This window comes from Clostridium chrysemydis (genome assembly GCF_015234215.1).
Taxonomy (GTDB): Bacteria; Bacillota; Clostridia; order Clostridiales; family Clostridiaceae; genus Clostridium; species Clostridium chrysemydis.
The window spans coordinates 222918-244499 of the sequence record NZ_JADEKP010000002.1; the positions used below are offsets into that span (position 1 = coordinate 222918).

Sequence of the window (21582 nt, forward strand, 5' to 3'; positions counted from 1 at the left end):
ACTGTGAAAAATTATACTGAAATTAGTAACAGAAACTTTAAGATAAATAAAAGGAGAAATATATTAACTATAATCGGGATAACTTTAGCTACTATAATAATCTTTGCTATAGGGACTTTTATTTTAAGTACTAGAGATAGTCTTATAAGTAAAGAAAGAGAAAATAGTAACTTTGAAATTTTATATAATGATATAAGTTCAAAAAGCCTTTTTAAAATAATAAATAACGCTAGAGTTTTAGATAATTATTCTATATCCACTAAAGCTATTTCAAAAAGTGAAGATGGAAAAATTGATTTTTTAATAAAGGAGTATTCGAATAATGCTTTTAATAATATCTTTAGTAATGAAATAGTAAAAGGAAATCTTCCTAAAAACAGCAGTGAAATAATTATAGAAAACAATATAGCGAAAGAACAAGGATATAAAATTAATGAAGAAATAAAATTAAGAGGCGGAAAAGAATTTAAGATAGTTGGTTTTTATAAGCCTTTTGTTACAACTAATAATAATATATCAAATATTTATTCATTAGATAATGATAAGTTAGATAAAGATAAAAAGTATGATTTATATATAAATTTAAAAGATAATAAAGATGCTAAAATTAAAGCTAAAAAAATAGGGGAAGAAGCAGGTTTAAGTACAAAAGAGATAAATAATATAGGGTTTAATGAAAAACTTATAACTCTTTCTTCAAAAGATGGTTTACCTAAATCTATGACGAGAATTGCAATTATAGTTATAGGTCTTATCATGTTATCAACTATAACAGTTATTTATAATTCATTTAATCTATCTATTATAGAGAGGATAAGGGAGTTTGGAGTACTTAAAGCTATAGGTATAACAGGGAAACAAATGAAACTAATATTATTTAAAGAAGGATTTCTAATGTGTTTAATCGCTATCCCTCTTGGAATAATTATAGGGTATTTATCTTTAGTATTTTTAGTGAATATTTTAGTCGGGAGTTTAGGAATAATAAATTTTAAAATAAGTATAGGATTTTATAAAGAAATTGTATTTTTAACGGTTATTATAGTTTTACTTACTGTATTTATATCTATTTTAGGTCCAGCTAGAAATGTATCTAAAATAAGTGCAGTTAATGCTATAAAAAATTCAAATGAATATAGAAAAGAAAAACTTAAAAGAAGAAATGCTAAATTAATAACTAAAATATTTAAAATTGAGGGAAATATAGCGTATAAGAATATAAAAAGAACCCCTAAGAGGTTTATAGTAACAGTTTTAGCTTTAACTATATCAATTATAATATTTAATGTGTTTACTAGTCTTATTTTAGAGATAAAATCAGAAGTTAAGATGATGTATGGAGTAAGTGAATTTAAAGCAGAAGTAACAGCTAAAGAAAAAGATAAAAACGGTTTATCAAAGGATGTAATAAATTATATTTATAATACTGAAGGAATAGAAAATAGATTAAGTTTTGTGTCTGACTATATTAATTTATCTTTAGAAAAAGATAAATTAACTACAAGGGCTAAAGAAACATTTAAAATTAAAGATTTAAATAACGGTTTTGTAGAGCCAAAACAAGGGGTGGACGTAAGTTCTGGAAATGAAGAGATGTTTAGTTTTATATCTAAAAATAGCAAAGAAAAATATGATCTTAAAGAAATGGTAAAAAATAATGAAATAATACTTTTAGATACTACAACTTATATAAAAGATAAAAAAAGAGTATTTGAAAGACTTACTAATTATAAAATAGGAGACACTATAACATTTAAAGATAAAGATGGGAATAGTAAAAAGTTTAAGATTAAAGACATATTAAATAAAAATGATATAAATGAAGGAAGCCAATTCTTTAATATAGGGATTATTATGCCAAAAGAATTATATAATAAAGAATTTAATGACTTAGATATTAATGGGGTATTATTTTCTTATAATGAAAATTTAACTGATAAAGAAATTTCAAATATTGAAGATAGATTTATGAAAAATAAAGATATTAAATATATGAATATTAAAGAAGAAGTTTTGAATACTTTAAGAATTTATGACATTATGTCCTTATTTGTATATTCATTTATTATAATAATTACTTTAATCTCTGTTATAAATATATTTAATACTATAGGAACAAATGTGATTTTAAGAAAGAGAGAATTTTCTACTTTAAGAGGAATAGGTTTAACAAATAAGCAGCTAAGAAAAATAGTATTATTAGAAGGTGCTTTTTATGGTATATTTGCCTCAATAATTGGAGGAATTATATCTTTAGTGTTATTGAAATTTACGGATAGTTTATTTGTAGTTTCGGTAGGTATAGTAGAAACTAAAAGTGATTTTTATAAAGTGATTCCATTTTTAATTTCGATTTTTGGTTCTATTTTAATTACCCTTTTAGCAAGTGTGCCACCACTTAATAAATTAAAAAAGATATCTATAGTAGAAGGTCTTAGAGAAGAAGATTAAATTATAAGGTTACCTAAAATTTTATAGGTAGCCTTAATTTTATAATTAATAGAAAGTATTGTAAAATATACTATGAGGTGAATAAAATGGCTAAAATACTACTTGTTGAAGATGATGTTACTCTAGGAATGGGGATAGAGTATACTTTAAAAAATGAAGGATTTGAAGTTATAAATAAAAAGAGTTTAAAAGAGGCTAGAGAAAGCCTTTTAGATAATATAAATTTAATACTTTTAGATATTACACTTCCAGATGGAAATGGTTTTGATTTTTGCATAGAAATAAGAAGAGATTTAGATACGCCTATAATATTTTTAACAGCCTGCGATGAGGAAGCTAATATAGTTTTAGGGTTAGATTTAGGTGGAGATGACTATTTGACAAAGCCTATAAGAATTAGAGAATTAATTGCGAGAATAAATGCGGTTTTAAGAAGAAGAGAAAAGAAAAAACTTGATAATAGGATAATAAGATTTGGAGATATTAGTATCAATCCTTTAAGGTGTGAAGTTAAGAAGTTAGGTGAAAAGATAAATTTAACTTCTGGAGAATACAAGCTATTATTATATTTTGGAGAAAATATAGGACAAGTTTTATCAAGAAAGCAATTATTAGAAAATCTTTGGGATATTGAAGGAGATTTTATAGAAGAAAAAACATTAACTGTTTATATAAAAAGACTTAGGGAAAAGCTTGGAGAAAAAAATTATATCCAAACGATTAGGGGGCTTGGTTACAAGCTTAATAAGTAGGTGAATTATGTTTTATAAGATGTTTAGAAATAAAGAGATTAAGACTTTGACTTTTAAAATAAGTATAGTTTTGATTTTGGGGATAATTATAGGGGTTATTGCTATAGAAAGTAGTATAAAAGGATTAAATGAATCTTTAATAAATCAAAATGCTAGCATAATTTCAAGTATAAATAGTGGTAAATCTACTGGAGAGATAGTTAAAAACTTTTATGAAACTCCAGACTCAAAAGATATTAATAGAGGGAAAGAAATATTAAATTCTTACGGATATAATAAAGAGCTAGAACTTAGTAGTAATGATATTTTAAAAGAATTTAGATTTAATATGTTATTAAAAGTTATAGTGATAATAACATTAATTATAATAGGTGCTTACTTTATTTCCTTTAATCTTTTTAAAGAGATTTATAATTATTTTTCAAAATTAGCAAAAGAAACAGAAAAAGTAATAGAGGGAAAATCTAAAATTATAAAAAATATCTACAAAGAAGGAGAAATATATATCCTAACTGATAGGTTTAACAAAATGACAGAAAGAGTAGATTTGACGTTAAAGAGATTGGAGGATGAGAAACTTTATTTAAAAGATTATCTAGCAGATATATCACATCAACTAAAAACTCCCTTAGCATCACTTTTTATGTTTAATGATTTACTAAGTGAAAATGAGGGTATGCCGTTAGAGCAAAAAAGATTATTTTTAGATAAATGTGAAGAACAGCTAGAAAGGATGGACTGGCTTATACAAAATCTTTTAAAAGCTGGAAGACTTGAAGCAAATGTTATAGAGTTTAATAAGAAAAATGAATCTTTAAACAATATATTATATAGAATCAAAAATTCATTTAGGGATTTAGCTAAAGGAAAAGATATAAGTATAAATCTCTATTTAAAAGAAGAGGTTTATTTAGTTTGTGATGATAAATGGCTTGAAGAGGCATTAAGTAATATAGTTAAAAACTGTATAGAATATACGAGGCCTAATGGATATATAAGTTTAGATATAATAGAGACTAAACTTCAAACTAAGATCATTATAGAAGATAACGGAATAGGGATTGAAAAAGAAAATTTAAATAAGATTTTTGATAGGTTTTATAAAGGTGATAATAAGGAAGTTAACCCTAAGAGTATAGGGATTGGTCTATACTTAACTAAAAACATATTAAAAAATATGGGAGGAGAAATTAAGGTTTTTAGTGAAGTCTTAAAAGGAAGTAAGTTTATAATAACATTTATAAAAGAATCACATTAAGAAAATTTACTAATAATATATATTGAGAGAAATAATATATAGGAAGTAAAAATGAGAAAAAATTATGCTTACTCAGCAGACTTTGATTTAAAGACAGAAAAGCTTTTAAAGGATGCTAAATACTTAGGTCAAGGAAACAACGGAATAGTTTACGAGTTACCTCATAACAGAATTATAAAGATTTTTCTAAAAGAAAAAATATGCAAAGCTGAAGGTATGACTTTAAAGAGAACTAGAAAGTCAAAATATTTTCCAAAGATATATTTTTTAGGAGAGCTTTATATAATTAGAGAAAAGGTAGAAGGAGTTAGGCTAGATAAATACATAAAGCGAAACGGATTAGATAAAGAAATATCTAAAAAGCTTTATGATTTACTTAAAGAGTTTAAGAAATTAGGCTTTGTAAAACTTGATACTCGCTGCAGAGATATATACGTAACAAAGGATAGAAAATTAATGATGATAGACCCTAAGGGATGCTATACAAGACGAGTTGATTTTCCAAGGCACCTTATGAAAAAACTAAATAGTCTTAAATTACTAGAAGTATTTTTAACACATATAGAAGAAATAGATGAAGAAAAAAGTAAATATTGGAGAAGTCAATTAGACAAGTACTTTAAAAAGAAAAATATAGAGTATGAAGTATGACTTTATTTCATTAAAAATAGCCGCTTTATTAATAATGTGGCTATTTTTGCGTCTTTAAATTAAAAGGGTAAATAAAATGAAGAAGATATAATGATTTTGAAATAGGTGTAGACTTTGTAACTTTTTAGTGATTTTTTATTTCAAGTGATTGAAATTATCAATTAGAAGAGATATAATACACATAAAGAGAAGAATATTAGTTAAAACTATAAATAGTTTTAATTTCAGGAGGTATAAATAATGAAACAATTTGCAGAAATCGTAGATATTAGAGCAAGAGAGATTTTAGATTCAAGATCATTCCCAACAGTAGAGGTTGAGGTTACTTTAGATGATGGTACAGAAGGCGTTGCAGCAGTTCCATCAGGAGCATCAACAGGAATTTATGAAGCTGTTGAGTTAAGAGATGGTGACAAAGAAAGATTTAACGGAAAAGGAGTGTTAAAAGCTGTTGAAAATGTTAATGACATAATAGCAGATGAGTTAATCGGCTTAAATGCTTTAGATCAAACATACATCGATAAACTTTTAATAGAATTAGACGGAACTGAAAATAAAGGAAAACTTGGAGCAAACGCTATTTTAGGTGTTTCACTTGCAGTTGCAAAAGCAGCAGCTAAATATTTAGGCTTACCTTTATATCAATATGTTGGTGGAGTAAACGCAAAAGTTTTACCAGTACCAATGATGAACATCATAAACGGTGGAGAACATGCTGATAACTCAGTAGATTTACAAGAATTTATGATTATGCCAGTAGGTGCTAAAGACTTCAAAGAAGCTTTAAAAATGTGTTCAGAAACATATCACGCTTTAAAGAAAATCCTTAACGATAAAGGATATTCAACAGGTGTTGGTGATGAAGGTGGATTCGCTCCAGATTTAAAATCAAACGAAGAAGCTATAGAAGTTATAATTGAAGCTATAAATGCTGCAGGTTATAAACCAGGAAAAGATATGTTTATAGCACTTGACCCTGCTTCATCAGAATTCTTCGAAAATGGAAAATATGTTTTAAAACATGAAGGAAAAACATTAACTCCAGAAGAAATGGTTGATTTCTATGAAAACCTAGTAAACAAATATCCTATCATATCTATAGAAGATGGTATGGCAGAAGAAGACTGGGATGGATGGAAAATCATGACTGATAGATTAGGTAAGAGAATTCAATTAGTTGGTGATGATTTATATGTTACAAACACTAAGAGATTAAAAATGGGTATCGAAAGAGGAGTAACTAACTCAATCTTAATCAAATTAAACCAAATCGGTACTCTTACTGAAACTTTAAATGCTATAGAAATGGCAAACAGAGCTGGATACACTGCAGTAATTTCACATAGATCTGGTGAAACAGAAGATACAACAATTGCAGATTTAGTTGTTGCAGTTAATGCAGGTCAAATCAAAACTGGTGCACCAGGAAGATCAGAAAGGGTTGCTAAATACAATCAACTTCTAAGAATTAGTGAAGAGTTAGATGATGTTGCTGAATACAGAGGTATGGATGCATTCTTTAACTTAAAAAAATAGGAATTAATTAGGGTAATGCGACGGCGCATTACCTTTTTTTTATATGTAAAATGAAAAATTTGGGAAATTGTATAGCGCTAAAAAGTATGTTATGATATACTTATTAAGTTGAATTATGAAAAATTGCGATAAGAAATAATAGGAGGTGTTCCCATGCAAAATATATTATTCTTAATAGAAGGAATATTAGGCATAATTGTTATAGTAAGCATTTTAATGCAACCAAGTAAATCAGATGCGCTTAGCGGACTTATTCAAGGAAGTAGCAACGAAACTTTCTTCTCAAAGAATAAAGCGAGAACAAAAGAAGTTATACTTGAAAGAGTAACAGTTGTATCTATGCTTCTTTTTGCAATAAATACGTTAGTTTTACATTTTATTTAAGAAGTGTGGGAAACCAAGTTAAGTTTAAGCATCCGTAAGGGTGCTTTTTTATATTAAAAAATTATTTTCAAAAGAAATTTTTTATGGGAGTAGTAATCAGATATTATTTTATAGTAATCCTAAAATACTAACGAAATGTTATAGTATTCTGTTGTTAGACATAGGTGTTAAGGTTTTAAGAGTACAGCTATTGAAATGTTACACTATAGTGTTTTTAGTTTAATTTGATTCATAATAATATATCCATACAAGCTAAATTTAGATGCATTAAAGTCATATAAATAAAAAACAGCTGAAGCTATCGAAATGTTATACTATAGTGTGGTTAAACCTAGAATTTGTATTTAGTGGATTAGATGATGCTTTAAAAAGTAAAGTCATATTTAATCTTTATAGTAAATTATAAAAAATTAATTAGTTTTGGTATTCTCTTATCAAAGATACATGAAAATAGATGCAAATATAAGTTAAGATATTTAGTAGCAACGCCCCTAAAATGGTTTATCCAATGGTGCAAATAAGCTATATAATCTCTAGAAGATTCGAAGCATTCTTTAAATTTATCTTTAATTTCTATGATATTATTGTTCTTATTCAGTTTTTTAGCAATATTAATAGAAAATCTATCATTTCCAAATAAATAATCATAAGATTTGAATTTAAAGTTTTCTTTGAAATTAATTAAAGCTTTAGTTTGAGAAAACTTACCTATAATAGTTATTTTAGATAAAGATATATTAGTAACAGTAAGGTTTATACCAACGTGACTTCTAATCCTATTTGAATCCATCTTTCGGTAAATGTACTTTTTTACTTTTTCTTCTTCAGGGATATTTTTATCACCCTTTTTACTGTAGAAAAAATGTGTATGCCTTAAAATAGTTGTAGAGTCTATGCAAATATTATTTGATTTAGAATCAATTGCATTAAGAAAAATATGGCGCCACTTAAAAGCAGTAACTAAACTGATATTTAGTATTTTAGCACATTGCCTTAAAGGTACGCCTTCAATTAAAAGAGTATAATATTTTTCCCAAGTGGATAGATTTTTTTTAGAATTAAAGTTTATAGCATCTTTATTTTGAGAGAAAGTTTTGCTGCACCATTTGCACTTAAATCTTTGATTTTCTCCATGTTTGCCGTACTTTATAATATCTGTTTTGTTGCACTTAGGACAATTTGATATTTTAAGGGTAGTAGTTTTAGATTTATCCATAAAATCACCTCACCTAAGATTATTTCCAGTAGCAAAGAGTTTAAACAGATAACTATAAATATAGATGGGAAATTTAAAAATATTATGTAACTAGGATGATCTAAGGAGCTATCTATAAATCAAACAACAGGGTGGTATAACATTTTGTTAGCTTTGTTAAAAAATGTCCAAAAATATATAAATGCATCTCAAACAACACCAAAGTATAACATTTTAGAAGTTTTTTAATAATATGAAAGTATATTAATATATATAAACAACAAATAGATATAACATTTCATAAGCTTTATGAAAAAAATAAAAAATATTTAAACTTACCTAAAGAACAACATAAAGGTATAACATTTTAATAGTTTTTTATTTATTTTAAAATAAACTATATTAACTAAACAGTAATTAACATATGTAAAAAAACTTTTTTAAATATAGGTAAATTTAGCATAAAACTTATCTAAAATCATAATTTTAAATGTAGAGAAAAAAATAATTATGAGAGGTGAGTAAAATGGAGCTTTTAATTATACCCCTAGTTTGTGGGATTAGTGCATTAATAGTGTTGTTTTTTATGTCTAAAGATATTTTAAAAAAGGATCCTGGTGATGAAAAGATGGTGGAAATAGCTACCCATATAGAAGAGGGTGCTATGGCATTTATTAAGAAAGAATATTCATATTTATTGGTATTTATAGTAATAGTATTTACGATGATTTTAGTATTTTTAAATTACCAAACAGCATTAGCATTTTGTTTTGGAGCAATATTTTCAATGCTTGCAGGGTTTATAGGAATGAAGATTGCTGTTAAATCAAATGTAAGAACAGCAAATGCAGCTAAAAATGGAATAAAGGAAGCGTTAGATATCGCTTTTTCTGGCGGAGCTGTTATGGGGCTTTGCGTTGTAGGGCTTGGACTTGCAGGACTATCTATAATGTGTATAGTTTTTAATTTAGAGGCGAGTTATATTACTGGTTTTGGTCTTGGAGCATCATCTATAGCACTTTTTGCAAGAGTTGGTGGAGGAATCTATACTAAAGCTGCTGATGTTGGAGCGGATTTAGTAGGTAAGGTTGAGGCTGGAATTCCTGAAGATGATCCTAGAAATCCAGCTGTTATAGCTGATAATGTAGGTGATAATGTTGGAGATGTTTGCGGAATGGGAGCAGACCTTTTCGAATCATATGTTGGATCTGTTATTTCAGCTATAACACTTGGATCTGTTTTGATTTCTAGTATTGGAAAGGGAAGTGCTATTTATCCTATGATTCTTGCAGCAGCTGGGATTGTTGCATCACTTATAGGAATTATAGGGGTTAAAACTTATAAGGGAGATAACCCTCAAAAGGCTTTAAATAGAGGAACAACTATATCTGGGATTATTTCTTTAGCAATAGGTGCTTTAGCTTGTATATATTTATTTGGAGATTTAAATTTATTTGTTCCTGTAGTTGTAGGAGTAGTTGTAGGTTTAGCGATTGGGAAAATTACAGAAATTTATACATCTTCTGATTATAAATCTGTAAAAGAAATAGCTAATGAGTCTCAAACTGGGGCGGCTACTAATATTATTTCAGGACTTGCAGTCGGGATGAAATCTACTGTACTTCCTATTATTTTAATAATAATTGGAATACTTATTTCTTATTTTACTGTAGGTGGAGATGCTATTTTAGGGCTTTATAGTATATCTATAGCAGCTGTAGGAATGCTGTCTACTACAGCTTTAACTGTTGCAGTTGATGCTTATGGACCAATTGCAGATAACGCTGGTGGAATAGCTGAGATGAGTGAACTTGATGAATCAGTTCGCGAAATAACAGATAAGCTTGACTCTGTAGGAAATACAACAGCTGCAATAGGAAAAGGATTTGCAATAGGGTCAGCAGCTTTAACAGCTTTAGCTTTATTTGCATCATATACTCAAGCTGTTAATTTAGAATCTATAAACCTTTTAGATCCTTTAACTTTAGTTGGAGTTCTTATAGGAGGAATGTTACCATTTTTATTTGCAGCATTAACAATGCAATCTGTAGGAAAGGCTGCTGTTAATATGGTTTCTGAAGTTAGAAGACAATTTAAAGAAAAGCCTGGAATATTAGAAGGAACTGAAAAGCCAGATTACTCAAAATGCGTTGAAATTTCAACTAGAGCAGCTCTTCATGAAATGATAATTCCAGGAATAATAGCAGTCTTAGCTCCTTTAACTGTAGGAATAGTGCTTGGTGCAGAAGCTTTAGCTGGGCTTATAGCAGGTGGAGTTGTTACTGGAGTTATGATGGCTATAATGATGGCAAACGCAGGTGGCGCTTGGGATAACGCTAAAAAATATATAGAAAGCGGAAATCTTGGAGGAAAGGGAAGTGATTCTCATAAAGCCGCTGTAGTTGGAGACACTGTAGGGGATCCTTTTAAGGATACATCAGGTCCATCTATGAATATTTTAATTAAGCTTATGACAATAGTATCTCTAGTATTTGCACCACTTATAGTGAAAATTGGTGGACTGTTATTTTAGAGAAAATATAAATTAAAATATTTAGTTAAGTTTATAATAATAAAGATAATATTATATAGAAAATATAAGAAAAATAGATAGAAATATATAGAAATGTGATAGTATATAGGTAAGGAAGAATAATATAAGAAAAATATGGTTAGCATATAATAAGTAATATAGATAATAAACGGAGGAAAATTAATGGGAATAAAGCAAACGTTACTAGAATTCATGCGTGAAGAAGCTTACAAACCTATGGATATACAAGGTTTGGCATCAGTTTTTGATATAAGAGCGGATGAATATAGAGCATTTAAAAAAGTTTTAAAAACTATGATAAAAGAAGGTCTTATAGTTAAAACAGCAAAAGAAAAATACGCTGTTCCAGAAAGACTTGGATTAGTTAGAGGTAAATTACAAGCACATAGCAAAGGGTTTGGATTCGTTATTCCAGACGCTGAAGGGGAAGCTGACGTATTTATCCCTATCTCTAGTATGAATAGTGCTATGAACGGAGATAAAGTAATTGCACAAATAACTAGAGAAGATAGAAAAGGTAAAAAGCGTGAAGGTGAAATAGTAGAAGTAGTAGATAGAGCTAACAAAACTATGATAGGAGTTTTCGAAAGTAGCAAAAACTTTGGTTTTGTAGTTGCAGAAGATATGAGAATAAATCAAGATATATTTATTCCTAAAAGAGACTCTCTTAACGCTGAAGACGGTGATGTAGTTATAATCGAGATAACTAAATGGCCTGAAAGAAGAAGAAGTCCTGAAGCTAAGGTTATTGAAATCTTAGGTAAAAAAGGTGAAGCTGGACTTGATATACTTACAATTATCAAAAAGCACGGACTTCCAGAAGAGTTTCCAGCGAAGGTATTAAATTTTGCAGATAATATATCTGAAGAAATAGATAAAAAAGAATATAAAAGAAGAACTGACCTTAGAGACCTTAGAATGGTTACTATAGACGGTGAAGACGCTAAAGATTTAGATGACGCTGTTTCTATAGAAAGATTAGAAGACGGCAATTATAGATTAGGGGTTCATATAGCAGACGTATCTCACTACGTTCGTGAAAAAAATCCTCTAGATAAAGAAGCTTTAAAAAGAGGGACATCAGTTTACCTTATAGATAGAGTTATTCCGATGTTACCTAAACAGTTATCAAACGGTATCTGTTCTTTAAACCCTCAAGTAGATAGATTAACTTTAACTTGTTTAATGACTATAAACGATAAAGGTAAAGTTTTAGACCACGAAATACACGAGAGTATTATTAGAACTAACGAGAGAATGACTTATACTGACGTAACTAAGATTTTAAGAGATAAAGATGAAGAGCTAATTAAAAAATACGATTATCTTTATGATGATTTCTTAGCGATGGAAGAACTAGCAAAAATACTTAGAGGTAAAAGAATGGGTAGAGGAGCTATAGATTTTGATTTTGAAGAATCAAAAATCATATTAAACCCTCAAGGTAAGCCTATAGATATAAAACCTTACGAAAGAGCTATTGCAAACAAAATAATAGAAGAATTTATGCTTGTTTGTAATGAAACTATAGCTGAGTATATGTTCTGGACTGATCTTCCTTTTGTGTATAGAATTCACGAAGATCCAGACGATGAAAAGCTAGATAGATTTAAAGAATTTGTCTACAATTTAGGCTACGCTATAAGATGGCCTCAAGAAACTAGACCTAAAATTCTTCAAGACGTACTTGAAAAAGTAAAAGGTAAAAAAGAAGAAACTGTAGTTAGCACATTACTTTTAAGATCAATGATGCAAGCTAAGTATTCTCCAGAATGTGTAGGTCACTTCGGGTTAGCAGCTAAATATTACTGCCACTTTACTTCTCCTATAAGAAGATACCCAGACCTTCAAATACACAGAATTATAAAAGAACACCTTAACGGTAAAATAGATCCAGAAAGAGAAAAGTCTCTTAAAGCAGCTGTTGAGTACGCTTCAAGACAATCTTCTGAAACAGAAAGAGCAGCACAAGACGCTGAAAGAGAAGTTGATGATTTAAAGAAAGCTGAATACATGCAAGAGAGAATAGGAGAAGAATTCGAAGGAATAATATCTTCTGTTACATCTTTTGGTATGTTTGTTGAGTTACCAAACACTATAGAAGGTTTAGTTCATATCACAGCTTTAGATGATGATTACTACATCTACGATGAAACTCATCTTTCATTAATCGGAGAAAGAACTAAGAACATCTACAGATTAGGTGACGAAGTTAAAGTTGTTTGTAGTAGAGTTGATATTGCAAACAGAGAAGTTTACTTTGATTTAGTAAAACCTCTAGACGAAGAAGAAAAAGAAGAGGAAGAAGCTAAAGAACTTATAGAAAGCATAGGTTCAGAAGTTAAAGCTACAATCAAAAAGGAACTAGAAAAAGAAGAAGAGATAGAAGAAGTTTAAAATCTTAGGGTGTTGGATTGTTTTAATCTAACATCCTTTTGATTTTACTTTTTATTAAAGTAACCTTAATTGCTAAAAGATAAAAACTATATTATAATTTTAGATATTAGTAATGAAAAAAGATTTAGTGCTGTAAAGTAGGTGGAAAAAATGGCAAGAAAAAAAGATGTTAATTCTTTAGCTGAAAATAGAAAAGCAAGACACGATTATTTTATAGAAGAGGCTATTGAGGCTGGCTTAGTTTTAGTAGGAACTGAAGTTAAATCTATAAGAGAAGGTAGAGCGAATCTTAAAGATTGTTATGCTGAAGTTAGAAACGGAGAAATATTTATTAGAGGAATGCATATTAGCCCGTACGAACAGGGAAACATATTTAATGTAGATCCTTTAAGAGATAGAAAATTACTTCTTCACAAGCAAGAAATCGGAAGGCTTGCAGGGCTTGTATCTAGAGAAGGACTTACTTTAGTACCTTTAAAGTTATATCTTAAAGGTGGAAGAGTTAAAGTTGCTTTAGGTATATGTAAAGGTAAAAAGAATTACGATAAGAGAGATTCTCTTTTAGAAAAAGCACATAAAAGAGATGTTGAAAGAGAACTAAAAAACAGAAATAGATATTAAATTACAGGCTAGATTATGAGAGTATTCCCATTCTAGCTTGTTTTAATTATATAGGCAAAAACCTATTTACTAGATTTTGAGTAATATTTTTCCTTGTAAATGTTATCAGAAATGTAGTAGAATAGATTGGTGTCACAAAAAACAATCAAAAGATGAGAGGAAGATAATTAATGAACAACAAAAAAATAGGTATCTCGCTAGTAGTAATGGCTACATTCTTTTGGGCTATTATGGGAGTGAGCAGTAGATACTTAACGAACGCAGGGGTCACTCCAACAAGTATTTCATTTTTCAGATGCTTAATTGCAGCTGTAGGATTCTCAATATTTTTAGCTATCTTTAATAGAGGGGCTTTTAATATTAATTTAAAAGGAATTATAATTAGTTCATTATACGGAATTGTTGCCTTTGGACTATCATTTACAACATTTAATATAGCTGTAGAGAGAGTTCCAATAGCTGTAGCTACAGTTTTAATGTTTACAAACCCTATTTGGGTAACGATTTTTAATGCAATATTCTTTAAAGAGAAGATATCTAAGAAAAAAGCATTTATTATTGCACTTGCAATAATAGGTTCAATTCTTATAGCTAACCTTTTAGGAACAAATATTGCTGATTTAGACTTCGTTGGAATATTTGCAGGATTATTAACAGGTATAATCTTTGCACTTCAAATAGTTATTCCACGTTTCTTTGAAGGGACATACACTAAAGACAGTATGCTTATATACGGATTTATAGCAAGTACTATAGTTCTAGCATTCTTTACTGACTTTAAAGGATTATCAAATACGCTAAGTACAAGCATTTCACCTTCTATGATAGTAATTAATATCTTAGCAATAGGTGTGTTAAGTACATTTATAGCAAATATAGCATACGTTAAAGCTACTGACTACATCGAGTCAGGACTTGCAAGTGTTTTAGTTGCTTTAGAGCCTGTTTTAGGAAGCTTATTTGGTTTTATATTCTATGGAGAAACTTTAACAGTTTTCCAAATATTTGGGGCGCTTCTAATAGTCGTTGCAGCTATATGGCTAGCAAAGGCTGATTAAAAATATATATTTGAATTTTTTAGACTACCTTTTGGTAGTCTTTTTTATTTGATTTAAAGAATAGCTATTATAAATAATACACATTATAAAATAGAAAAGTAGAGAGGTAATATGAACTTATTTAAAAAAATGATAATAACTATTGAAATGTTATACTTTAGTGTTGTTATGGAAATTTAAATAAACTAAAGTAAAAGTATATAAAAAAATTATTAATAATATTAGCTTAATATATATGATTTAAATTATAAATAATTATAAATTTAATAAGCTATTGAAATGTTATATTTATGTGTTGTTAAATGAAAGTAAGATAAAATTAAACCCTTTTAATTGAACTAATGGAATGTTATAGGATGGTGTTGTTATAAAATAATTAAACATAAACAACAAAACAATATAACATTTCGTAAGAAAATTTAGTTTAATTTAAGTTAAAGGTGTTGGAAACACTATCTTATAGGTAAAAACCTATTACTAATATAATATAGATATATTTTACTTATTAAAATAAAGGTAATATACTTAACACATAAGAACGAAACAGAGTTGAGGTGAAGGTATGAAAAGATACTTAGACAAATTAGAAAGGATGCCAATTGGAATTAGTGGAACTTGCTTGGCATTTATAACTTTAAGCAATTCATGGCAAATAAAAGGGATAAATTATTTGAAGCCTGTAGCAATAACAATAGCTTGTTGCATGCTTGCATTAATGTTTATTAGAATGATTAGATTTCCCAAAGTCGTAATTAATGAAATAAAAAATCCTGTAACAGGTACATTTTATCCTACAATTGGTATGGTTGTTTGGCTAGTATCTGGATACTTTTATCCTAAATTTCCTGTTATTTGTAGTTATGCTTGGATTTTAGCAGTAGTTTATCATTATGGAATAGTAGTTTTTTATACAATAATAAGAATTAAAGAAAGAAATTTCGCAAACGTAATGCCTACTTGTTTTATAGTATATACAGGTATGATCACAGGAGCGGTTGCTAGTAAAGGGATGGATGGAGTTATTCCACAAATTCCAGCTATAGCACACTTTATGTTGATGTTTGGATTTATATTCTATACTGTTTTACTACCAGTAGTCTTATATATTGTATTTAGAAGTGAGATTCTAGATGATCACAGTTTACCTACAGTAGGAATAATTTGCTCACCAGCGCCTCTTGGGGTTGTTGGAATACTGACTATTGAGAAAAATCCAAGCAATTTAATGCTTGCTTGGCTAGTTATAACAGGGTTAGTTCTTTTAGTAGTAGTTTATGGATATATCCTAAAACTATTTAAGGAAGGCTTTAAGCCAGCATATGCAGCTTTCACATTCCCCCTTGCGATAGCAACTTTAGCTGCATATAAGCTTTCAGCCTACTGTGCTAGTTTAGGTTCAATGGACCTATCATATATATTTAAATTAATGGGTGATATCGAAATATTTATAGCAACTTACGTAGTATTATTTATACTAATTAATTTCTTAAATATGTTCGTAAAAGCTATTAATCCAAGATTAGAAAAAGAACTAGAAAAAGATGAAGAACTAATTGCAGGTTCTTTATACTCAAAATAATCAACTTCAAAAAATTCACATGTTGTCAAAAAAAGTACGTTGAAAATTAAGTTTTAAGTAAAAGCCAGTTTAGATATAAACTGGTTTTTCTTGTTTAAAAATATAATGAAGTTAAAATGCACTATATCTTAAAAAATTAATATTAGGATAAATAGAAGTTATTTAGTTTTTATGGATAAAAGTGAATAATTTGGTAAACAGAAAATCTTGTGATATAATCTCTAAGGGACAGAAATGGAGGGCATAATATGCAAGAAAACAACTTTATAAAAAACAAAACACTAGAGGAAAAAATATATCTAGTAGGGTTTGCACTAGGAATTATATCATTATTTTTACCGTGGGTAGACATGGGATTTATTAGTGCTAACGGATTTCAACAAGATGGGTATTTATTATTAATACCGATGTTATATCCTATATTAACATTATTTGGGGGAAAGAAAAGAAATAATGTATTAAGCATAATATTAGGAATATTAAACATTATATTAAGTATTGGATTTATGATGAGCAAAAATGTTACTATATTTGGTCAAAGCGTAAACCCATCAGGAGCAGGATTATACCTTATGATAGTTGCAACTATTGTTGTAGGTGTGGGATGCTTCTTAGAATTTAAAAATTCAAAAAAAGCTTAGTTGTTAAGACATCTTCTTAAAAGAAGGTGTCTTTTTTAACTTATTTTATAGAGTTTAATTAAAGTTAGAAAAAGTTTAGGAGGGAAGATCTAAAAAAGGATTCTAAAATTAAAAAAGAGAGATTATTAGATATCGTAGCTGAAGCCACTTTTTTAATACAAATTATACAGTTTAATTAAAGTTAGGGGGTAACATCTAAAAAAGGATTCTAAAATTAAAAAAGAGAGGTTATTAGATATCGTGGCTAAAGCGACTTTTTAACGCAAATTTGTAATATTTATCTATCTTAAGTATGATAATATTAATATATACATATTTATTGATGAAAGGAGGTAAAACTCTTTGAATAACACGGTTAAAAAAGAAAAATTAGAAGTTATAAATTTAATTAAAAAGACCTTTTTAAACTTTAAGTTTAATTTAAAGGAAACTTTAGTTTTTGAAATGTTTTATAGGCTTTTAGCTTTATTTATTCTTTGGCCTATAAATTACGTTATTATAAAATATTTTATGAATAGTTCTGGATTTACTTCAATTTCAAATAGTCAATTTATTGATTTTGCATTAAGCGTTAGAGGTATTATTTGCATCGGGATTGTTGTTGTTATTTCCTTTTGTATGATATTTTTTGAAATCGGAGCTCTTACCTATATTGGAGTGAAATCTCATAACGGAGAAAAGGTTAGACTTTTAGATGGAGCTTTTAATAGCTTTTCTATGCTAAAAGATACTATGGATAGAGGAATGATTCCTTTAGTTTTAATTACTGGAGTTATAGGGCCTTTAACTGGGATAGGACTTTGCAGTTCTTTAATTAGAAATTTTACTATTCCACCTTTTATAACTATAGAACTTAAAAAAACTTTAGGAGGAAAGGCTTTACTTTTTATAGGGATAGCAATTTTAGTTATTTTACTTTTTAGGTGGTGCCTAGCTATACCAATCCTTTTAGTTGAAAAAATAAAAGGAAGAGCTGCTATTAAAAAGAGTTATTTAATCTATAAAAAAAATAAGTGGAAGCTTTTTAGAGGATTTATAATTTGGATAATAGTTATATTTTTAATTGTAACTATAGCTACAGGAGGAGTAATCTTTACTGGGGCTGCTGTTGGTGAAATACTTGGAAATAGAAGCATTTATAGTATGATATTCTTAGGAATTATGGTAATCCTTTTTTATTTGATGTTTATATTTTTCTCACTTATATCTACACCTCTCTTTGTTTCTTATTTAGTAGAACTTTATTACGCTTTAAGAAGTGATGATACTAAAGAAAGAGATTTAAAAGATAAGTATGATTACAAAGATAACAAGATTTATAAGGGATTAAATAACTTTAGAAAGCTTGCTATATTACTTACTGTAGTTTTGTTTGTAGTTATGGCTTCTGTTAATGGTTACAATGTAATTTCTAAGAGGGTATTTAATAAAGATATAATGATTACAGCACACAGAGGAGCAAGTAAGGCTGCACCTGAAAACTCTATGTCTTCTATTAAAAAGGCAGTAGAGCAGGGCGCTGATTACGCCGAGATAGACGTACAAACAACTAAAGATAACGAGATCGTTTTATTTCATGATAATAACCTAAAAAGAATAGCTGGAAGTAGTAAAAAGATAAAAGATTTGACTTACGAAGAAATATCTAAACTAGATGCAGGTTCTTATTTTAGTAAGGAATACAAAAATGAAAGAATTCCAAAACTTGAAGATATTTTAAAGTATTCAAAAGGAAAAATCAAACTAAATATTGAACTTAAACCTATGGGAAAAGATGATAATCTAGTTCCTTTAGTATTAGATTTAATTAATAAATACGATATGAAAAACGATGTTGTAATAACATCTATAGATTTTGATTCTCTTATGAAAGTAGAGAGTTTAGAGCCAGCCCTTCAAACAGGGTATATAGTTTTAGCGGCGATTGGTGATTTTGAAAAACTTCACGTAGACTTCTTTAGTATAGAGAGCACTCTAGCGACTCCTCAAACTATTTATGCTCTTCACGCTTTAAATAAAGGGGTGCACGTATTTACTATAAACAGCGAAGAATCTATAGAAAAGATGATCTTCTTAGGGGTTGATAATATAATAACTGATAATGTTCCTTTAGTTAAAGATATAGAAAGCTCTATGAGAGAAGATAAGGATTTAGATTATGTAACTATGTATTATGAGGCTGTTTTAAGTATAACTAGATTTTCTAATATATAAATAATTTTTAAAAAATAGTAGCATATTTTTAGAAATATGATATTATAATAGTATAAGAATTGAATTATAGATAATCCGTTGATTAGGAAGAGTAACTTTTTTAGCTTCAGCAAAGAGACTTTGGGGTGGTGAGATCCAAAGGAGAAGGGAATTAGTGAATGGGCCTTTGAGGAATAAAGCGAAATTTTTAAAGTAGTATTTATGGTGGGCTGCACCTTATAGCAGATAGAGTATGTTAGTACTTGAAATTGAGTGGTGTTTATTTCTACATATGAACACAATTTAGGTGGCAACGCGGATAGTATCTCCGTCCTATTTATTATAATAGGACGGAGTTTTTTATTTACTTAAAAAAGGAAAGGTGGTGATAGTGATGGAGTGAAATGAAGATATTACAGACTGGAAAAACCAAAATAATAAAAAAGAAAGAGGAGAAATAAAAATGAGAGATAAAAATACAAAAAATATGATAATTACAGCTTTATTATTAGGGATAGGTGCAATACTTCATCAGTTAACGCCAGCACTAGGACTACCTATGCAACCTGATTTTGCACTTGCAATGTTATTTATAATAATGATTTTAAATAGAGATAATTACAAAACTTGCTTAGTTTCAGCTATTATAACAGGAATCTTTACTGCTATGACTACGAAGTTTCCGGGGGGACAAGTTCCAAACGTTATCGATAAGTTAGTAACAGTTAATGTTATGTTTTTAATAATGATGTGTATAAATAAGCTTAAAGTTTTAAAGAATATGGCAGAAGAAAAGAGAAGAACTATAGAAGCGTTTATTCTTTTCCCTATAGGAACTTTAGTAAGCGGAATAACTTTCTTAGGTTCAGCTAGCGTAATAGCAGGGCTTCCAGCTAGTTTTAGTGCATTATTTTTTGCAGTAGTACTTCCTGCAACTGTAATTAATTTAGTTGGTGGCATTGTATTATTTAAAATAATAACTACATCTATGAAAAGAGTAGCTATAAATTAGTAAATAGAATTAGATAGATTTTAAAAAGAAACTTTTCTTTAGATTAGAAAGGTTTCTTTTAATTTGTATATATTATTTACATAAAGAAATTTTTGTTAAAATTACAATCATATAATTTTTTTTAGTAGTATAATTAGATGAGATAAGCTGAGAAGGAGATTTAAAATGTCAGAAGATAAAATAACTTTAAAAGATATAATTGGAAAACTAGTACTTCTTGTTGGAATAATTATATTCGTTCAGATTTTTTCTCATTATTTTGGAGAAAGCAATACTTTGATAGGGGTAATGGTAATAACAGGAATACTAATGTTTAGCTCTATGAGTACAAACTTAGCCTTTAAGGATGCTATTTTAGGAATAGTAGGTACATTTGCATCAATGGGGATAATATCATTCTTTATTAAATATCATCCGATTTTAGGATTACCTATTAACTTTGTGCTAGTATTTTTTATAACATACGTGTTTTCAATTCATATGGAAAAGAAATTATATTTACCTTTTTTATTATGTTATATATTAATGCAAGGAAGTCCTGTAACAGAGGCTGAATTACCAACTAGAATAGCTAGTTTATTTATAGGTGGAATTTTAATAGCTTTAATTTATTATTTAACACATAGATCTGATGAAAAAAATGATCGTAGAAAAATAAGAGATATGTTTAAAAATGTAGATAAAGACACACTTCAAGTAAACTTTGCTTTTAGAATGGCATTAGGAATAACTATTGCGATGTTTGTTGGGACTATATTTGATTTTACAAAAGGGATGTGGATAACTTCTACAGTGTTTTCATTAACTCAACCTGAATACAATGAAACTAAAAAGAGAATAGGGGAAAGAATATTTGGAACAGTTGTTGGAGCTATTATATTTTTAGTGTTATTTAATTTTGTTTTACCAAAATCATTAGATTCTTTAGCTTTATTAGTTATAGGATTTATTTATACGTTTATAAAACCATACAAATTCCAAATAATTTTTGTGACTATAAACGGACTTGCGGCAGCTATGATATTATTTGATGCATCTGTATCTATCCCTATGAGAATATTCTTTGTACTTGTAGGAATTGTTATAGCAGTACTTGTAAACAAACCTATATATGATATCTTTAGAAAAAGAAACCCTGAAGATATAAAGTTAAATTAATCATAATTTAAGAATAAATAATAAAAAGAAACTTTTCTTTAATATAGGAGAGTTTCTTTTTGTTTTTAGAAGAAAATTATAAATTTTAAAATTAGTGTAAGAAATATATTAGATAATACGTATATAAGGAAAAAGACAATAG

General features: G+C 28.3%; 16 protein-coding genes and 1 other annotated feature. Of the genes, 15 read left to right on the plus strand and 1 reads right to left on the minus strand.

The window, feature by feature from the left end; genetic code table 11:
- Window positions 1–3: 3 nt before the first annotated feature.
- The 6 genes from INR60_RS17355 to secG all read left to right on the plus strand — a co-directional run bounded on the left by INR60_RS17355 (window position 4) and on the right by secG (window position 7032).
- Window positions 4–2451, plus strand: a complete 2448-nt coding sequence (locus INR60_RS17355; protein ID WP_194191184.1) for an FtsX-like permease family protein — start codon at window positions 4–6, stop codon at window positions 2449–2451.
- 86 nt (window positions 2452–2537) lie between these two features.
- The gene (locus INR60_RS08990) at window positions 2538–3203 is read left to right on the plus strand and encodes a response regulator transcription factor (protein WP_194191185.1); all 666 of its coding nucleotides are present in this window, start codon (window positions 2538–2540) and stop codon (window positions 3201–3203) included.
- Between the two features lie 7 nt (window positions 3204–3210).
- Window positions 3211–4461, plus strand: a complete 1251-nt coding sequence (locus INR60_RS08995) for a sensor histidine kinase (RefSeq protein ID WP_194191186.1) — start codon at window positions 3211–3213, stop codon at window positions 4459–4461.
- 51 nt (window positions 4462–4512) lie between these two features.
- Complete coding sequence (locus tag INR60_RS09000) at window positions 4513–5112, plus strand: protein kinase (RefSeq protein ID WP_194191187.1); 600 nt, start codon at window positions 4513–4515, stop codon at window positions 5110–5112.
- A gap of 240 nt (window positions 5113–5352) precedes the next feature.
- On the plus strand, window positions 5353–6648 hold the full coding sequence (gene eno, locus INR60_RS09005) for a phosphopyruvate hydratase (RefSeq protein WP_194191188.1): 1296 nt from the start codon (window positions 5353–5355) through the stop codon (window positions 6646–6648).
- A 153-nt stretch (window positions 6649–6801) separates the two neighbouring features.
- Window positions 6802–7032, plus strand: coding sequence for a preprotein translocase subunit SecG (secG, locus tag INR60_RS09010; RefSeq protein ID WP_194191189.1), 231 nt, complete (start codon window positions 6802–6804; stop codon window positions 7030–7032).
- 400 nt (window positions 7033–7432) lie between these two features.
- Here secG and INR60_RS09015 read toward each other — a convergent pair whose 3' ends face one another.
- Window positions 7433–8248 (minus strand): IS1/IS1595 family N-terminal zinc-binding domain-containing protein, encoded by an 816-nt coding sequence (locus INR60_RS09015; RefSeq protein WP_194191190.1) that lies wholly within the window; start codon window positions 8246–8248, stop codon window positions 7433–7435.
- A gap of 505 nt (window positions 8249–8753) precedes the next feature.
- Between INR60_RS09015 and INR60_RS09020 the strand changes: the two genes are divergently transcribed.
- The 9 genes from INR60_RS09020 (at window position 8754) to INR60_RS09060 (ending at window position 21440) form a co-directional block, all read left to right on the plus strand.
- A complete protein-coding gene (locus INR60_RS09020; protein WP_194191191.1) occupies window positions 8754–10760 on the plus strand; it encodes a sodium-translocating pyrophosphatase in 2007 nt (668 codons plus the stop codon).
- A 183-nt stretch (window positions 10761–10943) separates the two neighbouring features.
- The gene (gene rnr / locus INR60_RS09025; RefSeq protein WP_194191192.1) at window positions 10944–13178 is read left to right on the plus strand and encodes a ribonuclease R; all 2235 of its coding nucleotides are present in this window, start codon (window positions 10944–10946) and stop codon (window positions 13176–13178) included.
- 150 nt (window positions 13179–13328) lie between these two features.
- On the plus strand, window positions 13329–13799 hold the full coding sequence (gene smpB, locus INR60_RS09030) for an SsrA-binding protein SmpB (protein ID WP_194191193.1): 471 nt from the start codon (window positions 13329–13331) through the stop codon (window positions 13797–13799).
- 170 nt (window positions 13800–13969) lie between these two features.
- The gene (locus INR60_RS09035) at window positions 13970–14857 is read left to right on the plus strand and encodes a DMT family transporter (protein WP_194191194.1); all 888 of its coding nucleotides are present in this window, start codon (window positions 13970–13972) and stop codon (window positions 14855–14857) included.
- 562 nt (window positions 14858–15419) lie between these two features.
- The gene (locus INR60_RS09040) at window positions 15420–16436 is read left to right on the plus strand and encodes a TDT family transporter (protein WP_194191195.1); all 1017 of its coding nucleotides are present in this window, start codon (window positions 15420–15422) and stop codon (window positions 16434–16436) included.
- Between the two features lie 248 nt (window positions 16437–16684).
- The gene (locus INR60_RS09045) at window positions 16685–17077 is read left to right on the plus strand and encodes a hypothetical protein (protein ID WP_194191196.1); all 393 of its coding nucleotides are present in this window, start codon (window positions 16685–16687) and stop codon (window positions 17075–17077) included.
- Between the two features lie 342 nt (window positions 17078–17419).
- Window positions 17420–19291 (plus strand): glycerophosphodiester phosphodiesterase, encoded by a 1872-nt coding sequence (locus tag INR60_RS09050; RefSeq protein ID WP_194191197.1) that lies wholly within the window; start codon window positions 17420–17422, stop codon window positions 19289–19291.
- Window positions 19292–19360: 69 nt separating this feature from the next.
- Window positions 19361–19609: a binding site (T-box leader), on the plus strand.
- A 124-nt stretch (window positions 19610–19733) separates the two neighbouring features.
- Window positions 19734–20282 (plus strand): tryptophan transporter, encoded by a 549-nt coding sequence (locus INR60_RS09055; RefSeq protein WP_194191198.1) that lies wholly within the window; start codon window positions 19734–19736, stop codon window positions 20280–20282.
- A 165-nt stretch (window positions 20283–20447) separates the two neighbouring features.
- Window positions 20448–21440 carry an FUSC family protein gene (locus tag INR60_RS09060; protein WP_194191199.1) on the plus strand — a complete coding sequence of 331 codons (993 nt, stop codon included), beginning with the start codon at window positions 20448–20450 and terminating at the stop codon, window positions 21438–21440.
- Window positions 21441–21582: the final 142 nt, after the last annotated feature.